This window comes from Streptomyces sp. NPDC050619, assembly GCF_040654815.1.
GTDB lineage: Bacteria > Actinomycetota > Actinomycetes > Streptomycetales > Streptomycetaceae > Streptomyces.
In genome coordinates this window covers 136833-152416 of the sequence record NZ_JBFAIR010000020.1, presented here as the reverse complement: position 1 = coordinate 152416, position 15584 = coordinate 136833, and the positions used below count along the sequence as shown (strand labels likewise).

Below are 15584 nucleotides of genomic sequence, written 5' to 3'. Positions count from 1 at the left end.
ACTCCCGGACAGGACAGCCCGCCGCGCCGGATCTCCCTATCCCGACGTTCTTGAATGGAGAGATCCACCATGCGAATGCGTACTTTCGTCGCCGGTCACGAGGTGTTCGGCGACCTGGAGTTCGCGGAACTGGCGCTCGGTATCGACGTCGACCTGTTCCGGGGCCCGCTGGTGTTCGAGGCGGACGACGAGCGCGCGGCCCGTGAGGACGCGGCCCGTGACGTCCTCGCCGACCTGCGGGAGATGGGCGAGGCCGGTGACGAGATCGCCGGTTGGGATGCCCTGTACGCCGACGCGCTGACCCGTACGGTGCCGTTCCTCCGTTCCGTTCGTGGCCTGCGGTCGGGGACGGGGGAAGCGGCATGAGCGCGGTGACGCAAAACCTGACGACCGCGCACGCTGAGGTGAAGGCGGAGATCGCGCGGACTGACAACAAGACGGCGCTGTTGCTGGCGTTCGTCGGCGCGGTGCTCGCCGGCGCCTGGACGGTCGCCCGTGACCTGTCGCTGAACGTCCCCTCGTACGTGGCGGGCGGGTTGGGGCTGGCGCTGCTGGTCGGGGCGGCGGGTCTGCTGCTGCGTTCGGTGCGCCCGAATCTGCGAGGCCGTCACGGCTTCCCGCTGTGGGCCACGCTCACCCCCGAGCAGATCACTGACACCGCCGCGTCCCGGGACCTCGCCGCCGACATCGCGGGCCTGTCTCGGCTTGCGGTCACCAAGTTCACCTGCCTGCGCCGCGCGGTCGACCTGACGTGCGCGGGCGGAGCCCTGCTCATCCTGGCCGTCGTGTTCGCCCTGGGAGGTGCGGCATGAGCGAGACTCGTAAGCCTCTGACGAGGGTTCAGGTCGGTGTGCTGACGGCCGCGTTCGTGCCGATGCTGGCCACGGGCGTGGTCGGCGGTATCGGCACCTACAGCAACATCGGGCACGCCTACGGCAAGGGGACCGCGCTCGGGGCCCTCGGGGCCGGTGAGGGCGCCACGGCGGTGCTCGCCCTGGTGTTGCTGGGTCTGACCATGCTGGGCCAGTCCTCCCCGCGCGTGGTCCGGATCGGACTGTGGGCACTACCGGCCGCCGCCGCCGTTATGGGCGCCATGGCCGCGCCGGACGCGGGCCGGACGGTCGTCTACGCGCTGACCCCGATGGGCATGTCCGTCTCTGCGGAGGGCATGGCGTTCCTCGCCCGCCGCATCGTCGTCCACACCGACGGCCGCGACGCGGAGAACGAGCGGCACACCGCCGACATCGTGCAGGCCCTCGCCTACCACCGCGCCCGTGCCGCCCACCACCCCAGCGACCGGGTCAGGAAGCGGTCGGACCGGGCGTCATGGCGTCTGGCCCGCAAAGTCGGGGTCGGGGACACGGCGCTCGGATCGAGGCTGCTGGAAGTCCAGCGCGACCGCGTCACCGCCGGTGCGAACGCCGCGCTCCTGTCGATGTTCGGCGGCACCGACCCGGCCCCCGCCCCGGTTACGAATGCGGAGGAATCCACCGAGACCGTGAGGAATCGGTCTATGGCTGACCTGCGGGAATCGACCCCGGCGCCGTCGGTGGTGCTGACTCGATTCTCGGTCGCCGATCCGGTGGCAGTCGACTTCGTGAAGCCGACTCTCCCGCTCAAGCCCGTACCCGCGATCGCCCCGACGGTCGACCCGGTCAAGGCCGACCGTGCGTCGGCCGGGCGGCGGGCGGTGGCGGTCGACTCCCCCCGATCCCGTCGGGCGACCGGCAAGGTTCCCGACGTGGCCCGGTCGCCCCGACCGAAGCGCACGGCGGATCAGTTGCTCGCTGAGGCCCGCACCGCGACCGCCGATTGGCCGGACAGCCGGATCACGGCGGAAGGCATCCGCCGCGAGATCCACACCTCGCCGGCGAACGCGCGGACGCTGCGGGACACGATCCTCGCCGAACGGGCCGCCGACGGCGGTAAGGCCGCGTGAAGCGGCTGACCCTCGCCGACTGCTTCGACCCGGACGGCGAGCGCTTCGGTATCCCCACCTACCCGTGGCGATACGCCCCCGACGACTTGGCCACCCGCCGCCAACTCCGCGTCCGTGGACTGAGGCCGGGTGGTCAGGACATCGCCGCTCAGATCCTGAGGCCGCGTCGCCGGCGCGAACCGTTGACCGCGTACCTGTACCGGGTCGACCTCGCCCGTCCGGTGCGGCCGATGACCCCGGCGAGGTGGGCAGCGCTTGCCAAGGCCAATGCCGCCCGCCGCCGTTGCCCCGAGTGCGGCCGGGACGCCGGATACGTGATCCCCACCTCGCTCGGATCCTGTGTGACCTGCGCCTTTCCCGAGGAACAGTGCGCCGCTTGAACTACCCCGAACCCGGGTCCGGCCGCCCACCTTCCACAGCAAGCCGGCCGGACCCTTCGACTCCCGAAGGAGTGCGTACATCGTGACGGAAACCACCGCCTTCCCGCCCCCGGAGGGCACCGAACAGCCGACGGCCGACATCGTGCCGTTCCCGCTGAAGAAGAAGACCGACCCCGCCGACCCTGCCGCGCTGACCGGCGAGGGCGCGGTGAAGCCGGGGGAGTGGGAGGCCGAACTCCCCGACACCGACGACCCGGAGGCCGAGGGGCTGAGCGAGGGGGCGCCGGTCGACCCGCCGCGCGAGGTCTACCCGCCCTCGGTCGCGGAATGGATGGAGGCCAGGGACAAGGCCCGTATGCCGGTGCTGCCGGACTGGGTGAAGCTCCCTGACCAGCGCACGGCGGTCCGCAAGTGGGCCGTCCGGCACTACTCCGCTGTGGTCGGCTACCACGCCGTGCGGCTCCCGCTGGTCTACACACCGAAGATCTGCATGTACTCGCCGCGCGGCGCGTGGCGGTGGTCGACCGCGATCGGCCGGTGGGTGTTCGACGCGGAGGGCAAGGCGCTGCGGCTCGCCTCCGTGGCGAACGAGGATGCGGCGGAGTACCTGAAGCTGTCGCGGCAGCGCAACGACCGTGTCCGGCTGCGGGGGATCGTGGCGACGTTCGCCGGTTTCGTCGGTCTGGCCGCTGCGCTGACCCTGTACGTCATGGCGCCGTCGTGGCTGCTCATGCTGGCCATGGCGACGCTGACCACCACCCTCGGTGTGGTCGGGGCGCCGGCCGACCGGCCGCTCATCGACTTGGCCAAGGTGACGTTCCGCAAGCGCAAGCTGTCCTCGGACATCGTCATCCGTGCGCACGAGGCGGCCGGGCTGACCACCAAGGATCAGACGATTGCCTTCCCGCGACCGATCGGGCGGGACGGGGACGGCTGGCGCGTGATCGTGGATCTGCCGTACGGCAGGACGTTCGAGGACGCGATGAAGGCTCACGCCCGTCTCGCCTCCGGTATGGACATCGCCCCCACTCAGCTCTTCCTCGACAAAGACGAGACGAGCGGGCGGCGGGTGTCGTACTGGATCGCCGACCGTGACCCGCTAGCCGTCCCGTCGGGCAAGTCCCCGCTGCTGGGGGCAACGCGGGTGGACTTCTGGAAGCCGTTCCCGTGGGGTGTCGACGAACGCGGCAACCCGGTCATGGCCACCATGCTGTGGCTGTCGCTGCTGGTCGGCGCCGTGCCGCGTCAGGGCAAGACGTTCTCCGCCCGCACGATCGCGCTCGCCGCCGCGCTGGACCCGTACGTGCGCCTGTACGTGTTCGACGGCAAGGCGTCGCCGGACTGGCGCAAGTTCGCGCTGGTCGCGCACCGCATCGGCTTCGGCATCGTCCCGAAGAACGGGGTCGACCCGGTGGGGCATCTGCTGACCTCGCTGCGGGAGTTGAAGGCGGATGTGGAGGACCGGTACCACCGGCTCTCGGAACTGCCGCTGCACGTTTGCCCGGAGGGCAAGCTCACCCCGGAGATCAGCCGGGACAAGAAGCTGAACATGCCCCTCACGCTGTTCGTGGTGGACGAGGTGCAGGAGTACCTGACCCACCCCGAGCACGGCAAGGAAATTCTGTCCCTGATGGTCTACCTCGCCCGGGTCGCCCCGGCCGTCGGTGTCTCCGTGATGACGGCGACGCAGAAGCCGGACGACAAGGCGTGCCCGTCAGAGCTGCGTGACCAGCATCAGGCCCGGTTCGCCCTGCGGGTCGGCGCCTACCAGGTGTCGGACACGATCCTTGGTGCGGGGTCGTACTCGGAGGGGCTGGACGCGTCCAAGCTGCTGAAGTCCCACAAGGGTGTGGGTCTGCTCAAGGGCATGTCGGATGACTCCGGGATCGTGCGCACCTACCTCGCCGACGGCCGCGACGCCGAACGTGTCCTGACCAGGGCCGCCGCGTTGCGCGAGGCGGAGGGGACCCTGTCGGGTGACGCGGTCGGCGAGGTTCCGGCGGCGGAGACGTCCGCGACGATCCTTGACGACGTCGCGGCCGTGCTCGGCAAGGGCGAGACCAAGGTGTGGTCGGAAACGGTCGTGGACCGGCTTGCCGACGTGCGCCCGGACGTCTACGGCCCGTGGGCGGAGTTGGAGCCCAAGCCCAAGGCGGAAGCGCTCACCGCCGCGCTCAAGCCGTACGGCATCGGCACGGGGCAGATCAGCCGGCGCATCGACGGCGAACAGGTCAACAAGCGCGGCATTAAGCGCGACGACATCGCCGCCGCGATTACTCAGCGCAACCAGAAGCGGGACGCCGGATAGGTCTCACAGCCTGCTACCGGTAGCGGCAGACGTCGCTACCGGTAGCAACCCTGCTAGCGACCCAAACCGCCCCTGATCAGGTCGCTAGCACGTAGCGGCCGACCTGCGAAAACCCCTCGAACCCCCTCTGAGAGGCCCCTGATGAGCCTTGCAGTCCTCGCTACCGCGTTCCTCCTGATAGTCACGCTCGGTTACGTCGTCAAGTGCTGGCTGAGCCCGTTCGGGGACTGCCGCAAGTGCGACGGCATGGGCCACGGCTTCAAGACCGACCGCAAGGGCAAGACCAAGCGCGGCCGTGACTGCCGCCGCTGCGACGCCACCGGCAAGCGCATACGCGTCGGCCGCTGGATCTACAACCGCGCCGCGCGCACCTACCGCGCCGGCACCCGCTGACCCCGTTCGGAGGCCCCGTGGACATCACCATCTCGCTCGTTCTGTTGCTCGCCGTCGGCGTCGCGCTGCTGCTGCGTTTCAAGGCCGTCGGTGCCGGTGCGGCCGTCGTCGTCGCGCTCTTCGGCTTCTACCTCGCCGGCACCGACGCGAGCGACACCGTCAACCAGCTCGTCACCGCCGTCACCGGCGCCCTCGCCGACGCCGGCCGCTAGAAGGGAGAGCAGCACCGTGAACGAACCCACCGCGTACGGCCGCACGGCCGGACACGAGACGGCCGCCGTCGAAGTCCACACTCCCATCCCGATCGTCCCCGCCCACACCGCCCCGCTCACGCCTGTGCAGCCGGGCACCATTCCGGCCGTGACGAGCGTCGTCCTGCCGGACGGCCGTGTCGTCACCGGCTACGCCATCGAGCCGGCCAAGCCCGAACCGGTCGCGCACAAGCCGGCCGTCTCTCGTGCGGCGGTGAACATCGCGCTCGGGGGCGTGGGGTTCCTCGCGGTGTGCGGCGGACTGCTCATGCTCACCGCGTTTATCACCGCGCTAACCGCGCTGGTGACCCAGCTAGTCATCCTCGCCGCCGTCGTCTTCGGCGGGTGGATCGCCGTGCAGGTGTTCAGCGCGAGCGGCCACGGCGGCGGGACGACGGTCAACATCCGCAAGGCCGTCATCAAGCGCAGCAAGTTCTACGGCTGACAGAGGGAGATCAACGCCTGTGATGCGACTGCGTATCCAGCGGGCTTCCTGGCCCCGCAACGCCCTGATCCTCACCGACACCCCCCGTCCCGACTGCCCGGACTGCGACGGCGACGGGGGGTTCGAGTACGACTACGGCGACCACTACGGCGAGTACGCCGGGAGCGACTGGGAGCCCTGCCGCTGCTGGAACGAGACCCGCCGCTGGTTTCTGATGCCCCTGCCGCGCCGGCCTCGGTGGCTGCGTCGCCGCGACACCGGCCGTGACCCGTGGGCGCCGGACGGCTACAGCAACGAACCGCCCTTCTGATCCGACGGGAGTCTCATGACCTACCGCGGCAACGACCCCATCTCTGACGGACCGCTCGACAACGCCCCATTCGGCCACTCGCCCGAGTCTTTGCAGCGCGATGCCCTGTTCGCCGAACTCGACAACGCGGGCGTTGAACTGGGCACCTACGACCGGCTGATCGTCGACTGGATCGCCCGGTGGGACTACCCCACCGTGGCGACCATCGCGAGCCTGATCCGCCGCGCCTCCCGCACCCCGAAGTAGCTGCGCCCGTGGGCGGCGGTCACTCCCGGACAGGACAGCCCGCCGCCCACGGTCTCCCAATCCCGACGTAGCAGAACAGGAGACCTTCAGCATGACACCTGACTGCACGACCCGGCTTCCCCTTGCCGAGAATCACCCTGACGGGAGCCACCTGCGGACCGCCCTCGCCCTCGCGGCGGCCGGGGTCCCGGTCCTGCCGCTGCGACGCGGCAAGGTTCCGTTCGGCAACTGCCGTTCCTGCAAGGACGGCGCCTGCGGCGGCCGACCCAACATGAAGAGCGCGGGCCCCTGCCAGTGCCCGGCGCCGTGCCACGCGTGGGCCGCCGCGACCACCGACCCGCACGTCCTCACCTCGCCCCTGTGGGCGCCGGTGTGGCGTGAGGCGGTGGCCGTCGCCTACCACCCGGGCGGGGCGGGGCTGACAGTGGTCGACCTGGACAACGCGGCGGCCGTCACGTGGGCCCATGAGACCCTGCCCGCCACCCGCACGGTACAGACGACCCGGGGCGAGCACTGGCTGTACCGGGGCGCCATGCCGTCGTCGAACGCGGTCCGGCCGGGCGTCGACATCAAGTCGCTGATGCAGTACGCCCGTTGGCTCGGTCCCGGGACCGGCCGTATGGCCGTTCTCCCGGCGGCCGTGCGCGCGCTGCTGGTGAAGGAAGACACCACCCCCGCCCCGGGGGAGGTGGCATCTTCTGTCCCCGACCGCACCCCGTGGGGCCGGTCGGTGGCCACCGGATGCCGCCACACCGAGCGCTACGTCCGCACCGGCCTCGAACGCGGCCTCACCCTCGTACGGACCCGCACCGAATCCGGCGCCGGATCACAGGCGTTCGGCGTCGCCCGGTTCCTCGCCGCACAGCACACCGAATGCCCGGGACCGTGCGGCTTGGCCGTCCTCGGGCACGAGATCGTGGCCGCCGCCGTCTCCGTCGGTGTTCCTGAGACCTACGCCCGCCGCGCGGTCGCCAACGGCCTTGAGACGGCTGTAGAGCGCGCGGCATGAACAAAGCATCCCGAACCCCCATGAACGACGCTCAGGGCGCCGTACAGGGCCCGCTACGGCCGCGCGTGGGCGAACCGAAGGTCGCCGCCCGCAAGGGCGTCCTTTCTGCCGTTGGTTCTGACCCGCAGACGGTCACCGTCACCGGCATCACCCCGGGTCTTCAGATCCAGTGCGAGGGCGTACCCGTCGGGGACTGGCTCTGTGCCTGCGGGCATCACGAACGCGCCCGGGGCCGTGCCGCCGTCATCAGGCTGACCGCCCGCGTCCGCGTCGACGTCTGCCCCCACACCACCACCGCCGAAGGGAGGGCGGCCTCATGACTCCACAGCCTGTGGACAGCCCCGACCTGTGGGCCGGACTGCCCACCCTGGAAGACGCGCCCGGCGAGGACGACACGGCCCCGGACGTGTGGGAGGACCCCATTCCCCTCACCGGCCGCCGCGAGCGTCCCGCCTTCCCCGCCCACGTCCTCCCCACCTGGTTGGGGGAGTTCGTGGCGGCCGTCGCGGAAGAGACACAGACCCCGGTCGACCTCGCCGGGTCCATCGCCCTCGCCGTGCTCGCCACGGCGGCCGGCGGCCGGTCGGTGGTCCACGTGCGCGGCAACTGGCGTGAGCCCACCAACCTCTTCACCGTGGTCGCGCTCCCGCCCGGCAACCGCAAGTCCGCCGTCTTCTCCCTGCTGACCAACCCCCTGTATGAGGCGGAGAAACAGCTCAAGGCGGCCATGAAGCCGGTCATCGTGGAAGCGGAGCTGACGGCGAGGCTGGCCAAGGAAGCGGCGGACAAGGCCACCGCCAAGGCCGCGTCCGCCGACGGCGACAAGCGAGACGAGATGGTGAAGACCGCCATCGGTCTCGCGCAGACAGCCGACACGCTCACCGTGCCGGCCGAACCCCTGTTGCTGGCGGACGACTGCACACCCGAGACGGTCACCTCGCTCATCGCGGAACAGGGCGGGCGGCTGTCGGTGATGAGTGATGAGGGGGGAATCTTCGACATCATCGCCGGTCGCTACTCGGGCAGTCCCAACATGGAGGTCTTTCTCAAAGGTCATGCCGGGGGTCGTCTCAGGGTGAACCGGCAGACCCGCCGCGAGTACGTGGACGCTCCCGCTCTGACCATGGGACTGGCTGTTCAGCCCGATGTGCTGGTGGACATGGGGAAGATCAAGGGCGGGAAGGGGCGCGGTCTGCTGGGTCGCTTCCTGTACTCGCTGCCGGTGTCGACGGTCGGTGAGCGGAAGGTCATCACCGATCCGGTCCCCGAGCAGACGGCCGCCACGTACGCCGCGAGGGTCATCGACCTCACCCTGTCGCTCGCAGGCTGGACCGACCCGGCGCTCATCCAGCTCGCCCCCGAGGCGGACGCGGCCCTGATCGCCTATCAGCAACGGGTCGAACCGCGACTCAAGGAGCGCGGCGGGGCACTGGGCCACATCAACGACTGGGCCGGGAAGCTGGTCGGAGCGACCGCCCGCATGGCCGCGCTGCTGCACCTCGCCGAACACGGCGGCAACGGCTACGCCCACCCGGTGACCGAGGCCACCATGAACGCGGCCATCGAGCTGGGGGAGTACTACACCGCTCACGCCCTCGCCGTGTTCGACGCCATGGGGGCTGACGTGGCCCTGTCCCGTGCCCGCAGCGTGCTGGAAGCGCTGAAGGACAACGGATGGGAGGACGTCAGTCGCCGGGACGTCTTCAGCGTCCTGTCCCGCAGCGAGGTTCCGACCGTCGCCGACCTCGAACCCGCCCTCGCGCTGCTGGAAGACCACGGCTATCTGCGGTCCTACCAGCCGGAGCGCACCGGCAAGCGCGGACGCCCCCCGGCACCCCGCCTGCTGGCCCACCCCGCCCTGCGCCAGGGCGGCCGGTGACCCGGCCGCGCCCTCAACCCCTCCCGCACAAACCGCAAAATCCGCAATAACCCCCGGACACCCCGCTGACCTGCGACGGGACCCCTGCCCCATCCCGGACGGGGGCCGTCGCACAATCCCGCGATATTCCGCAAAAAACCGAGCACCGCCCCCCCCGCCGGGGTCGGTCACCGGTCGCCCCCGATTTTTGCGGAATATCGCGGATTTCTGCGGGGCACCGTCCACAACCGCCCCCGTACCGCATCACCGCAGGTCAATGGCCCTCCCCGGTATTTCTGCGGATTTTGCGGTTTGTGCGGCGGCACCTGCCCATGAACTCAGCCCCCACAGGAGCGAGCCTTGGACGAACACGGCACCCTCGCGACCCCCGCCGACGACGACGCCACGTTGGTTCTCCTCACCGTCGAAGAAGCTGCCCGCCGACTCCGCATCGGCCGCACCACATGCTTCGCGCTCATCCGCACCGGCGAACTGGAGTCCATCGACATCGGCCGTCTCCGTCGCGTTCCCGCAGACGCACCCGCCGAATACCTCGCCCGCCGACGCGCGGCCAAACGAGCCGCTTGACCCCGCCCGGGGCGGCAGCACTCCCGGACAGGACAGCCCGCCGCCCCGGTCTCCATCCCGACACCAAGAATCAGGAGCCTGCCTGTGGCAGAGAAGAAGAAGGGCACCCGCCGCGCGAACGGCGAATCCGCGATCTACTTCGGGAAAGACGAGCGTTGGCACGCCCGCGTGCCGATGGGCTACAAGGACAACGGGGAGCCGTACCGCCGACACCTGACACGCAAGACGCGCGAGGACCTGGTCGAGGAAGTCAAGAAGCTGGAGAAGCAGCGCGACGCGGGTTCGGCGCAACAGCCGGGCAAGGCGTGGACGGTTGAGAAGTGGCTTCAGCACTGGGTGGAGAACATCGCCAAGCCGACCGTCAGTGAGAACACGTACGACGGGTACGAGGTCGCTGTTCGCGTGCACCTCGTGCCCGGCGTCGGCAAGCACCGCCTTGACCGCTTGCAGCCCGAACACCTGGAGAGCCTGTATCGCCGTATGCAGGCGAACGGAGAGCGCAAGGCCGGTACGGCTCACCAGGCCCACCGCACCGCCCGAACCGCACTGGGGGAGGCGGTACGGCGCGGCTACGCGGCGAAGAATGCCGCCGCACTGGCGAAGCCGCCACGGATGGAAGAAGACGAATCCGAGGTTGAGCCCTACTCCGTGGAAGAGGTTCAGTGCCTGTTGCTCGAAGCCAACAAGCGCCGGAACAGCGCCCGCTGGATGCTGGCACTGGCACTCGGATTGCGGCAGGGCGAGACACTCGGACTGCGCTGGTCTGACGTCGACCTGGACAATGAGTACCTGAAACTGCGCCGGAACCGTCTGCGCCCCCGATACAAGCACGGGTGCCCGGAAGCCTCCCCGTGCGGCAGGAAGGCGGGGTACTGCCCCGCCAAGGTGCAGGTGCGGCGTGAGACCAAGAACACCAAGTCGCGAGCGGGCCGCCGCGCCGTGCCCCTGCCAGGCCCGCTGGTCGCCATGCTCCGTGCACACCGCGAGACCCAAGCGCGCGAGCGCAAGGCGGCCGGCGACCTGTGGACCGAGTCGGACTACGTGTTCACCAAGCCGCTCGGTGGCCCGCTGAGCCCGAACACGGACTACCACGACTGGAAGCGGCTGCTGGAAGACGCGGGGGTTCGGGACGGCCGACTGCACGACGCCAGGCACACGGCCGCCACCGTGCTCATGCTGCTCGGTGTCCCGGCCCGGGTCATCGATCAGATCATGGGGTGGGAGCCGGGCACCTCCGCGAGCATGCGGGCGAGGTACCTGCACGTGCCGGACGCCATGCTCAAGGACGTCGCCCGGAAGATCGCCGAAGCCATCTGGGGAAGCCCCGAGACACCCGCTGTGGACAAAAACCAGGACAACGAGGGCTGAGGACAACGACGAAGGGCCCTACCTCGCGGTGGGGCCCTTCGACATCGTGCCCGGTGAGGCACTGGCGGAGGATACGAGATTCGAACTCGTGAGGGGTTGCCCCCAACACGCTTTCCAAGCGTGCGCCCTAGGCCACTAGGCGAATCCTCCGCCGCAAACAATACAAGACGTTGAGGAGTGCTCGCGAACTCGTTCCCCCTGGCCGACATCGGGTACTGTGGGCGCAGCCCCTCACGCGGTGCTATCTGACTGAACTCCCCCAGGGCCGGAAGGCAGCAAGGGTAGGTCGGCTCTGGCAGGTGCGTGGGGGGCGCTTTGTGTTTGTCCGGGGTGGGCTGGGCGGGGCTGGTTGTCAGTGGGCGCCTATAACCTCGTATGCGTGTCGTCTCTCGCGTTGTACCGCCGCTATCGCCCGGAGTCGTTCGCCGAGGTCATCGGGCAGGAGCATGTCACTGACCCGCTGCAGCAGGCGCTGCGGAACAACCGGGTCAATCACGCGTACCTGTTCAGCGGGCCGCGTGGGTGCGGAAAGACGACCAGCGCGCGGATTCTGGCGCGGTGTCTGAACTGCGAACAGGGGCCTACGCCGACGCCGTGCGGTGAGTGCCAGTCGTGCCAGGACCTCGCGCGGAACGGACCCGGGTCCATCGACGTCATCGAGATCGACGCCGCTTCGCACGGTGGTGTCGACGACGCGCGTGACCTGCGGGAGAAGGCGTTCTTCGGTCCCGCCGGCAGCCGGTACAAGATCTACATCATCGACGAGGCCCACATGGTCACGTCGGCCGGTTTCAACGCGCTGCTCAAGGTCGTCGAGGAGCCGCCCGAGCACCTCAAGTTCATCTTCGCCACCACCGAGCCCGAGAAGGTCATCGGGACCATCCGGTCGCGTACGCATCACTATCCGTTCCGGCTCGTGCCGCCGGGGACTCTGCGCGACTACCTCGCCGAGGTGTGCGGGCGCGAGAACATGGCCGTCGAGGAGGGCGTGCTGCCGCTGGTGGTGCGCGCGGGCGGGGGGTCCGTGCGTGACTCCATGTCCGTCATGGACCAGCTGCTCGCCAGCGCGGGGGAGGCCGGCGTGACCTACGCCATGGCCACCTCCCTCCTCGGATACACGGACGGGTCCCTCCTCGACTCCGTCGTCGAGGCCTTCGCCACCGGTGACGGCGCCGCCGCCTTCGAGGTCGTCGACCGCGTCATCGAGGGCGGCAGCGATCCGCGGCGGTTCGTCACCGACCTGCTGGAGCGGCTGCGTGACCTGGTGATCCTCGCCGCCGTGCCGGACGCGGCGGAGAAGGGGCTCATCGATGCCCCGGTCGACGTCGTCGAGCGGATGCAGGCCCAGGCCGGCACCTTCGGCGCCGCGGAACTGAGCCGCGCCGCCGACCTCGTCAACCAGGGGCTGACCGACATGCGGGGCGCCACCTCGCCCCGCCTCCAGCTGGAACTCATCTGCGCGCGCGTGATGCTGCCCGCCGCGTACGGGGACGAGCGCTCGGTCATGGCCCGCCTCGACCGCATCGAGCGGGGCGTGAACTTCTCCGCGGGTGGCGGTGCGCCCTCCATGGGGTACGTGCCCGGACCCGAAGCCCATGCAGGCCATGCAGGCCATGGGGGCCATGGGGGAGCGGTGGCCGCGCCGGTCCCGCCAGGGAGTGGGAGTGGTGTCGCCGCGGCCCGGGCTGCGGTACGGGCATCTGGGGCGCCGGCGCCGGGTCCCGGAGTGGCGGCCGGAGCGGGCACGGGTGCCGCGGGGGTGACGGGGCCGGGCGGTGCTTCGGAGGGCCCCGTCACCCCCGCGTCGGCCGGGCCGGCCGGTATGCCCTCCGGGCAGGGGGCACCACCCGCCGGTGCCGACGGGCCGGTAGCGCCCGCCGCCCCTGCCGCCGTGCCCCCGGGCCGCGACCAGGCCCCGCCCCAGCCCGCCCAACCCCAACAGCCCCAGCAGCCCTCCGCCCCGGCCACCCCAGCCCCCGCCCCCGGCGCTTGGCCAACCGCCGCGCCCGCGGGCGGTGGCCGACGGCCCGGCGGCTGGCCCACCCCGACGCCCGCCGGCGGCGGACAGCCTCCAGCGGCCCCGAGCGCCCCCGCGCCGACCCCGGCGACACCGCGGACACCGCCCGCATCAGCCGCCCCGCCCTCGACGCCCGCCCCCATGGCCCCCAGCGGCGGCCCCGACCCCCGCATGCTCTGGCCGAACATCCTGGAGGCGGTCAAGAACCGCCGCCGGTTCACCTGGATCCTGCTCAGCCAGAACGCCCAGGTGACCGGTTTCGACGGCACGACCCTCCAGATCGGCTTCGTCAACGCCGGTGCCCGTGACAACTTCGCCAGCAGCGGCAGCGAGGACGTGCTGCGTCAGGCGCTGGCCGAGCAGTTCAACGTGCAGTGGAAGATCGAGTCGGTCGTCGACCCGTCGGGCGGCTCGGCACCCCCCGCGACCGGCGGCTCCCCCGGATCCAGCGGTGGCTACGGCGGAGGCGGAGGCGCCGGTGGGTACGGCGGCGGTGGCGCAGGTGGCGGCTATGGGGGCGGAGGTGCCGCAGCTCCCCAGCGCCCGGCGCCCACCCAGTCCCCGCCCGCCGAACCCACCGGATCATCGGCTCCGGAGACCGCTCCAAGACCCAACGCGGCCCCCGCACCCCGGCCGTCCGCCCCGGAACGGCCCGCCCCGGTCTCCCCGGAGGACGACGTCCCCGAGGACGACGATCCCGACCTCGACGAGTCGGCCCTCTCCGGCCACGACCTCATCGTCAAGGAGCTGGGGGCGACGGTCGTGGAGGAGTTCTCGAACGAGTAGCGAGGAACGAGTTACTAGTTACTAGTTGCTAGTAACTAGTAACTAGTCGAGTAGCCATCAGCGAGTGACACCCCACCCCCACCCCTTCGGAAGCCCGCGCAAACCCTGTTCAAAACCCCGCTCAGAGCCCCGCTCAAAACCCCGTTAGGCTGACCCCGTGAAGGTCCTCGTCATCGGTACCGGCGCCCGCGAACACGCCCTGTGCCGTTCCCTGTCCCTCGATCCCGACGTCACCGAGCTGCACTGCGCCCCCGGCAACGCCGGCATCGCCGAGGTCGCCGAGCTGCACCAGGTCGACGCCCTCGACGGCGCCGCCGTGTCCGCGCTGGCCGTGGAGCTCGGCGCCGACCTGGTCGTCGTAGGGCCGGAGGCGCCCCTCGTCGCAGGGGTCGCCGACGCCGTGCGCGAGGTGGGTATCCCGGTCTTCGGCCCCTCCCGGGAGGCCGCGCGGCTGGAGGGCTCGAAGGCCTTTGCCAAGGAGGTCATGGCTGCGGCCGGCGTGCCCACCTCCCGTTCGTACGTCTGTACGACCGCGGATGAGGTCGCCACGGCGCTCGACGCCTTCGGTGCCCCGTACGTCGTCAAGGACGACGGGCTCGCCGCCGGCAAGGGTGTCGTCGTCACCGCCGACGTCGAGGCGGCCAAGGCGCATGCGGCCGGCTGCGAGCGCGTGGTCATCGAGGAGTTCCTCGACGGCCCCGAGGTCTCCCTCTTCGCCATCACCGACGGCGACACGGTCCTCCCCCTCCGGCCCGCCCAGGACTTCAAGCGCGCGCTCGACGACGACGAGGGTCCGAACACCGGCGGCATGGGCGCGTACTCCCCGCTGCCCTGGGCCGACCCGAAGCTGGTGGACGAGGTCATGGAGACCGTCCTCCAACCGACCGTCGACGAGATGCGCCGCCGCGGCACCCCCTTCTCCGGCCTGCTCTACGCCGGCCTCGCGATCACCAGCCGTGGCGTACGGGTCATCGAGTTCAACGCCCGCTTCGGCGACCCCGAGACGCAGGTCGTCCTGGCCCGTCTGCAGACCCCGCTGGCCGGCATCCTGCTGGCCGCCGCCACGAGCAATCTCGGCGACCTGCCGCCCCTGCGCTGGAGCGACGAAGCGGCGGTCACCGTGGTCGTCGCCTCGCACAACTACCCCGGCACCCCGCGCACCGGCGACCCGATCACCGGCCTCGACGAGGTGGCCGCCAAGGACGCCCCGCACGCGTACGTCCTGCACGCCGGCACCAAGCGCGATGGCGACGCCGTCGTCAGCGCCGGCGGCCGCGTCCTGTCCGTCACGGCGACCGGCAAGGACCTCGCCGAGGCCCGCGACCGCGCGTACCAGGCGGTCGACCGCATCCACCTCGACGGTTCCCAGCACCGTACGGACATCGCGGCGAAGGCGGCGGCCGGCGCCTGAACAGCCGGACGGAACCTCATCGCCAATAAACCCGACAGGCCCCGAATCCGTCTCAGGATTCGGGGCCTGATCCTTGCTGTCCGTCATCCACCTTTCCCCAAAGCCATTCCATCGAGTGACCGCTGCCCCATACGGCTGACGAGGGTCGGGGCCCCAACTAGGGTGCGGCGCAGGCGTTCCGGCACTTGGCCCACCGGCATTGCGATGTCAGTGGTGGGTGCCACAGTGGGGGAGTGAGCAACGCCAGGAGAGCCAGCCAGCCAGGACAGCAGTGA

17 protein-coding genes, 1 tRNA gene and 1 other RNA gene are annotated in these 15584 nt (G+C 70.6%); 18 read left to right on the top strand and 1 reads right to left on the bottom strand.

The window, feature by feature from the left end; translation table 11 throughout:
- Window positions 1-75 precede the first annotated feature (75 nt).
- The 15 genes from AB0I77_RS30185 to AB0I77_RS30115 all read left to right on the top strand — a co-directional run bounded on the left by AB0I77_RS30185 (window position 76) and on the right by AB0I77_RS30115 (window position 11095).
- Complete coding sequence (locus tag AB0I77_RS30185) at window positions 76-366, top strand: hypothetical protein (protein ID WP_363285939.1); 291 nt, start codon at window positions 76-78, stop codon at window positions 364-366.
- Window positions 363-812, top strand: a complete 450-nt coding sequence (locus tag AB0I77_RS30180) for a Pycsar system effector family protein (protein WP_363285883.1) — start codon at window positions 363-365, stop codon at window positions 810-812. Before AB0I77_RS30185 ends, AB0I77_RS30180 begins: the two co-directional genes overlap by 4 nt.
- A complete protein-coding gene (locus AB0I77_RS30175) occupies window positions 809-1939 on the top strand; it encodes a conjugal transfer protein (RefSeq protein WP_363285882.1) in 1131 nt (376 codons plus the stop codon). The genes AB0I77_RS30180 and AB0I77_RS30175 overlap by 4 nt, the downstream gene beginning before the upstream one ends.
- The gene (locus tag AB0I77_RS30170) at window positions 1936-2319 is read left to right on the top strand and encodes an RRQRL motif-containing zinc-binding protein (RefSeq protein ID WP_363285881.1); all 384 of its coding nucleotides are present in this window, start codon (window positions 1936-1938) and stop codon (window positions 2317-2319) included. The genes AB0I77_RS30175 and AB0I77_RS30170 overlap by 4 nt, the downstream gene beginning before the upstream one ends.
- An 82-nt stretch (window positions 2320-2401) precedes the next feature.
- Window positions 2402-4627: a cell division protein FtsK gene (locus tag AB0I77_RS30165; RefSeq protein ID WP_363285880.1), complete on the top strand. Its 2226-nt coding sequence runs from the start codon at window positions 2402-2404 to the stop codon at window positions 4625-4627.
- Window positions 4628-4768: 141 nt separating this feature from the next.
- Window positions 4769-5020, top strand: coding sequence for a hypothetical protein (locus AB0I77_RS30160; RefSeq protein ID WP_363285879.1), 252 nt, complete (start codon window positions 4769-4771; stop codon window positions 5018-5020).
- Between the two features lie 17 nt (window positions 5021-5037).
- On the top strand, window positions 5038-5232 hold the full coding sequence (locus AB0I77_RS30155) for a hypothetical protein (protein ID WP_360221557.1): 195 nt from the start codon (window positions 5038-5040) through the stop codon (window positions 5230-5232).
- A 16-nt stretch (window positions 5233-5248) separates the two neighbouring features.
- The gene (locus AB0I77_RS30150; RefSeq protein ID WP_363285878.1) at window positions 5249-5716 is read left to right on the top strand and encodes a hypothetical protein; all 468 of its coding nucleotides are present in this window, start codon (window positions 5249-5251) and stop codon (window positions 5714-5716) included.
- 19 nt (window positions 5717-5735) lie between these two features.
- Window positions 5736-6026: a hypothetical protein gene (locus AB0I77_RS30145; RefSeq protein ID WP_363285877.1), complete on the top strand. Its 291-nt coding sequence runs from the start codon at window positions 5736-5738 to the stop codon at window positions 6024-6026.
- Window positions 6027-6041: 15 nt separating this feature from the next.
- Window positions 6042-6272, top strand: coding sequence for a hypothetical protein (locus AB0I77_RS30140; RefSeq protein WP_363285876.1), 231 nt, complete (start codon window positions 6042-6044; stop codon window positions 6270-6272).
- Window positions 6273-6363: 91 nt separating this feature from the next.
- Window positions 6364-7281 (top strand): bifunctional DNA primase/polymerase, encoded by a 918-nt coding sequence (locus AB0I77_RS30135; RefSeq protein ID WP_363285875.1) that lies wholly within the window; start codon window positions 6364-6366, stop codon window positions 7279-7281.
- 20 nt (window positions 7282-7301) lie between these two features.
- Window positions 7302-7601 (top strand): hypothetical protein, encoded by a 300-nt coding sequence (locus tag AB0I77_RS30130; RefSeq protein ID WP_363285874.1) that lies wholly within the window; start codon window positions 7302-7304, stop codon window positions 7599-7601.
- Window positions 7602-7612: 11 nt separating this feature from the next.
- Window positions 7613-9160, top strand: a complete 1548-nt coding sequence (locus AB0I77_RS30125; protein WP_363285938.1) for a YfjI family protein — start codon at window positions 7613-7615, stop codon at window positions 9158-9160.
- A gap of 339 nt (window positions 9161-9499) precedes the next feature.
- Window positions 9500-9727: an excisionase family DNA-binding protein gene (locus AB0I77_RS30120; protein ID WP_093686248.1), complete on the top strand. Its 228-nt coding sequence runs from the start codon at window positions 9500-9502 to the stop codon at window positions 9725-9727.
- Between the two features lie 84 nt (window positions 9728-9811).
- The gene (locus AB0I77_RS30115) at window positions 9812-11095 is read left to right on the top strand and encodes a site-specific integrase (protein WP_363285873.1); all 1284 of its coding nucleotides are present in this window, start codon (window positions 9812-9814) and stop codon (window positions 11093-11095) included.
- Between the two features lie 62 nt (window positions 11096-11157).
- Here AB0I77_RS30115 and AB0I77_RS30110 read toward each other — a convergent pair.
- Window positions 11158-11245: transfer RNA gene (locus AB0I77_RS30110), tRNA-Ser, on the bottom strand.
- Between the two features lie 72 nt (window positions 11246-11317).
- On the opposite strand from AB0I77_RS30110, the gene ffs reads away from it, so the two are divergent.
- From ffs to purD, 3 genes are all read left to right on the top strand, one after another.
- An RNA gene (gene ffs / locus AB0I77_RS30105) (signal recognition particle sRNA small type) lies at window positions 11318-11416 on the top strand.
- A gap of 58 nt (window positions 11417-11474) precedes the next feature.
- Entirely contained in the window at window positions 11475-13898 is a 2424-nt protein-coding gene (locus tag AB0I77_RS30100; protein WP_363285872.1) for a DNA polymerase III subunit gamma and tau, read from the top strand.
- Between the two features lie 157 nt (window positions 13899-14055).
- A complete protein-coding gene (gene purD / locus AB0I77_RS30095) occupies window positions 14056-15309 on the top strand; it encodes a phosphoribosylamine--glycine ligase (RefSeq protein ID WP_363285871.1) in 1254 nt (417 codons plus the stop codon).
- Window positions 15310-15584 lie beyond the last annotated feature (275 nt).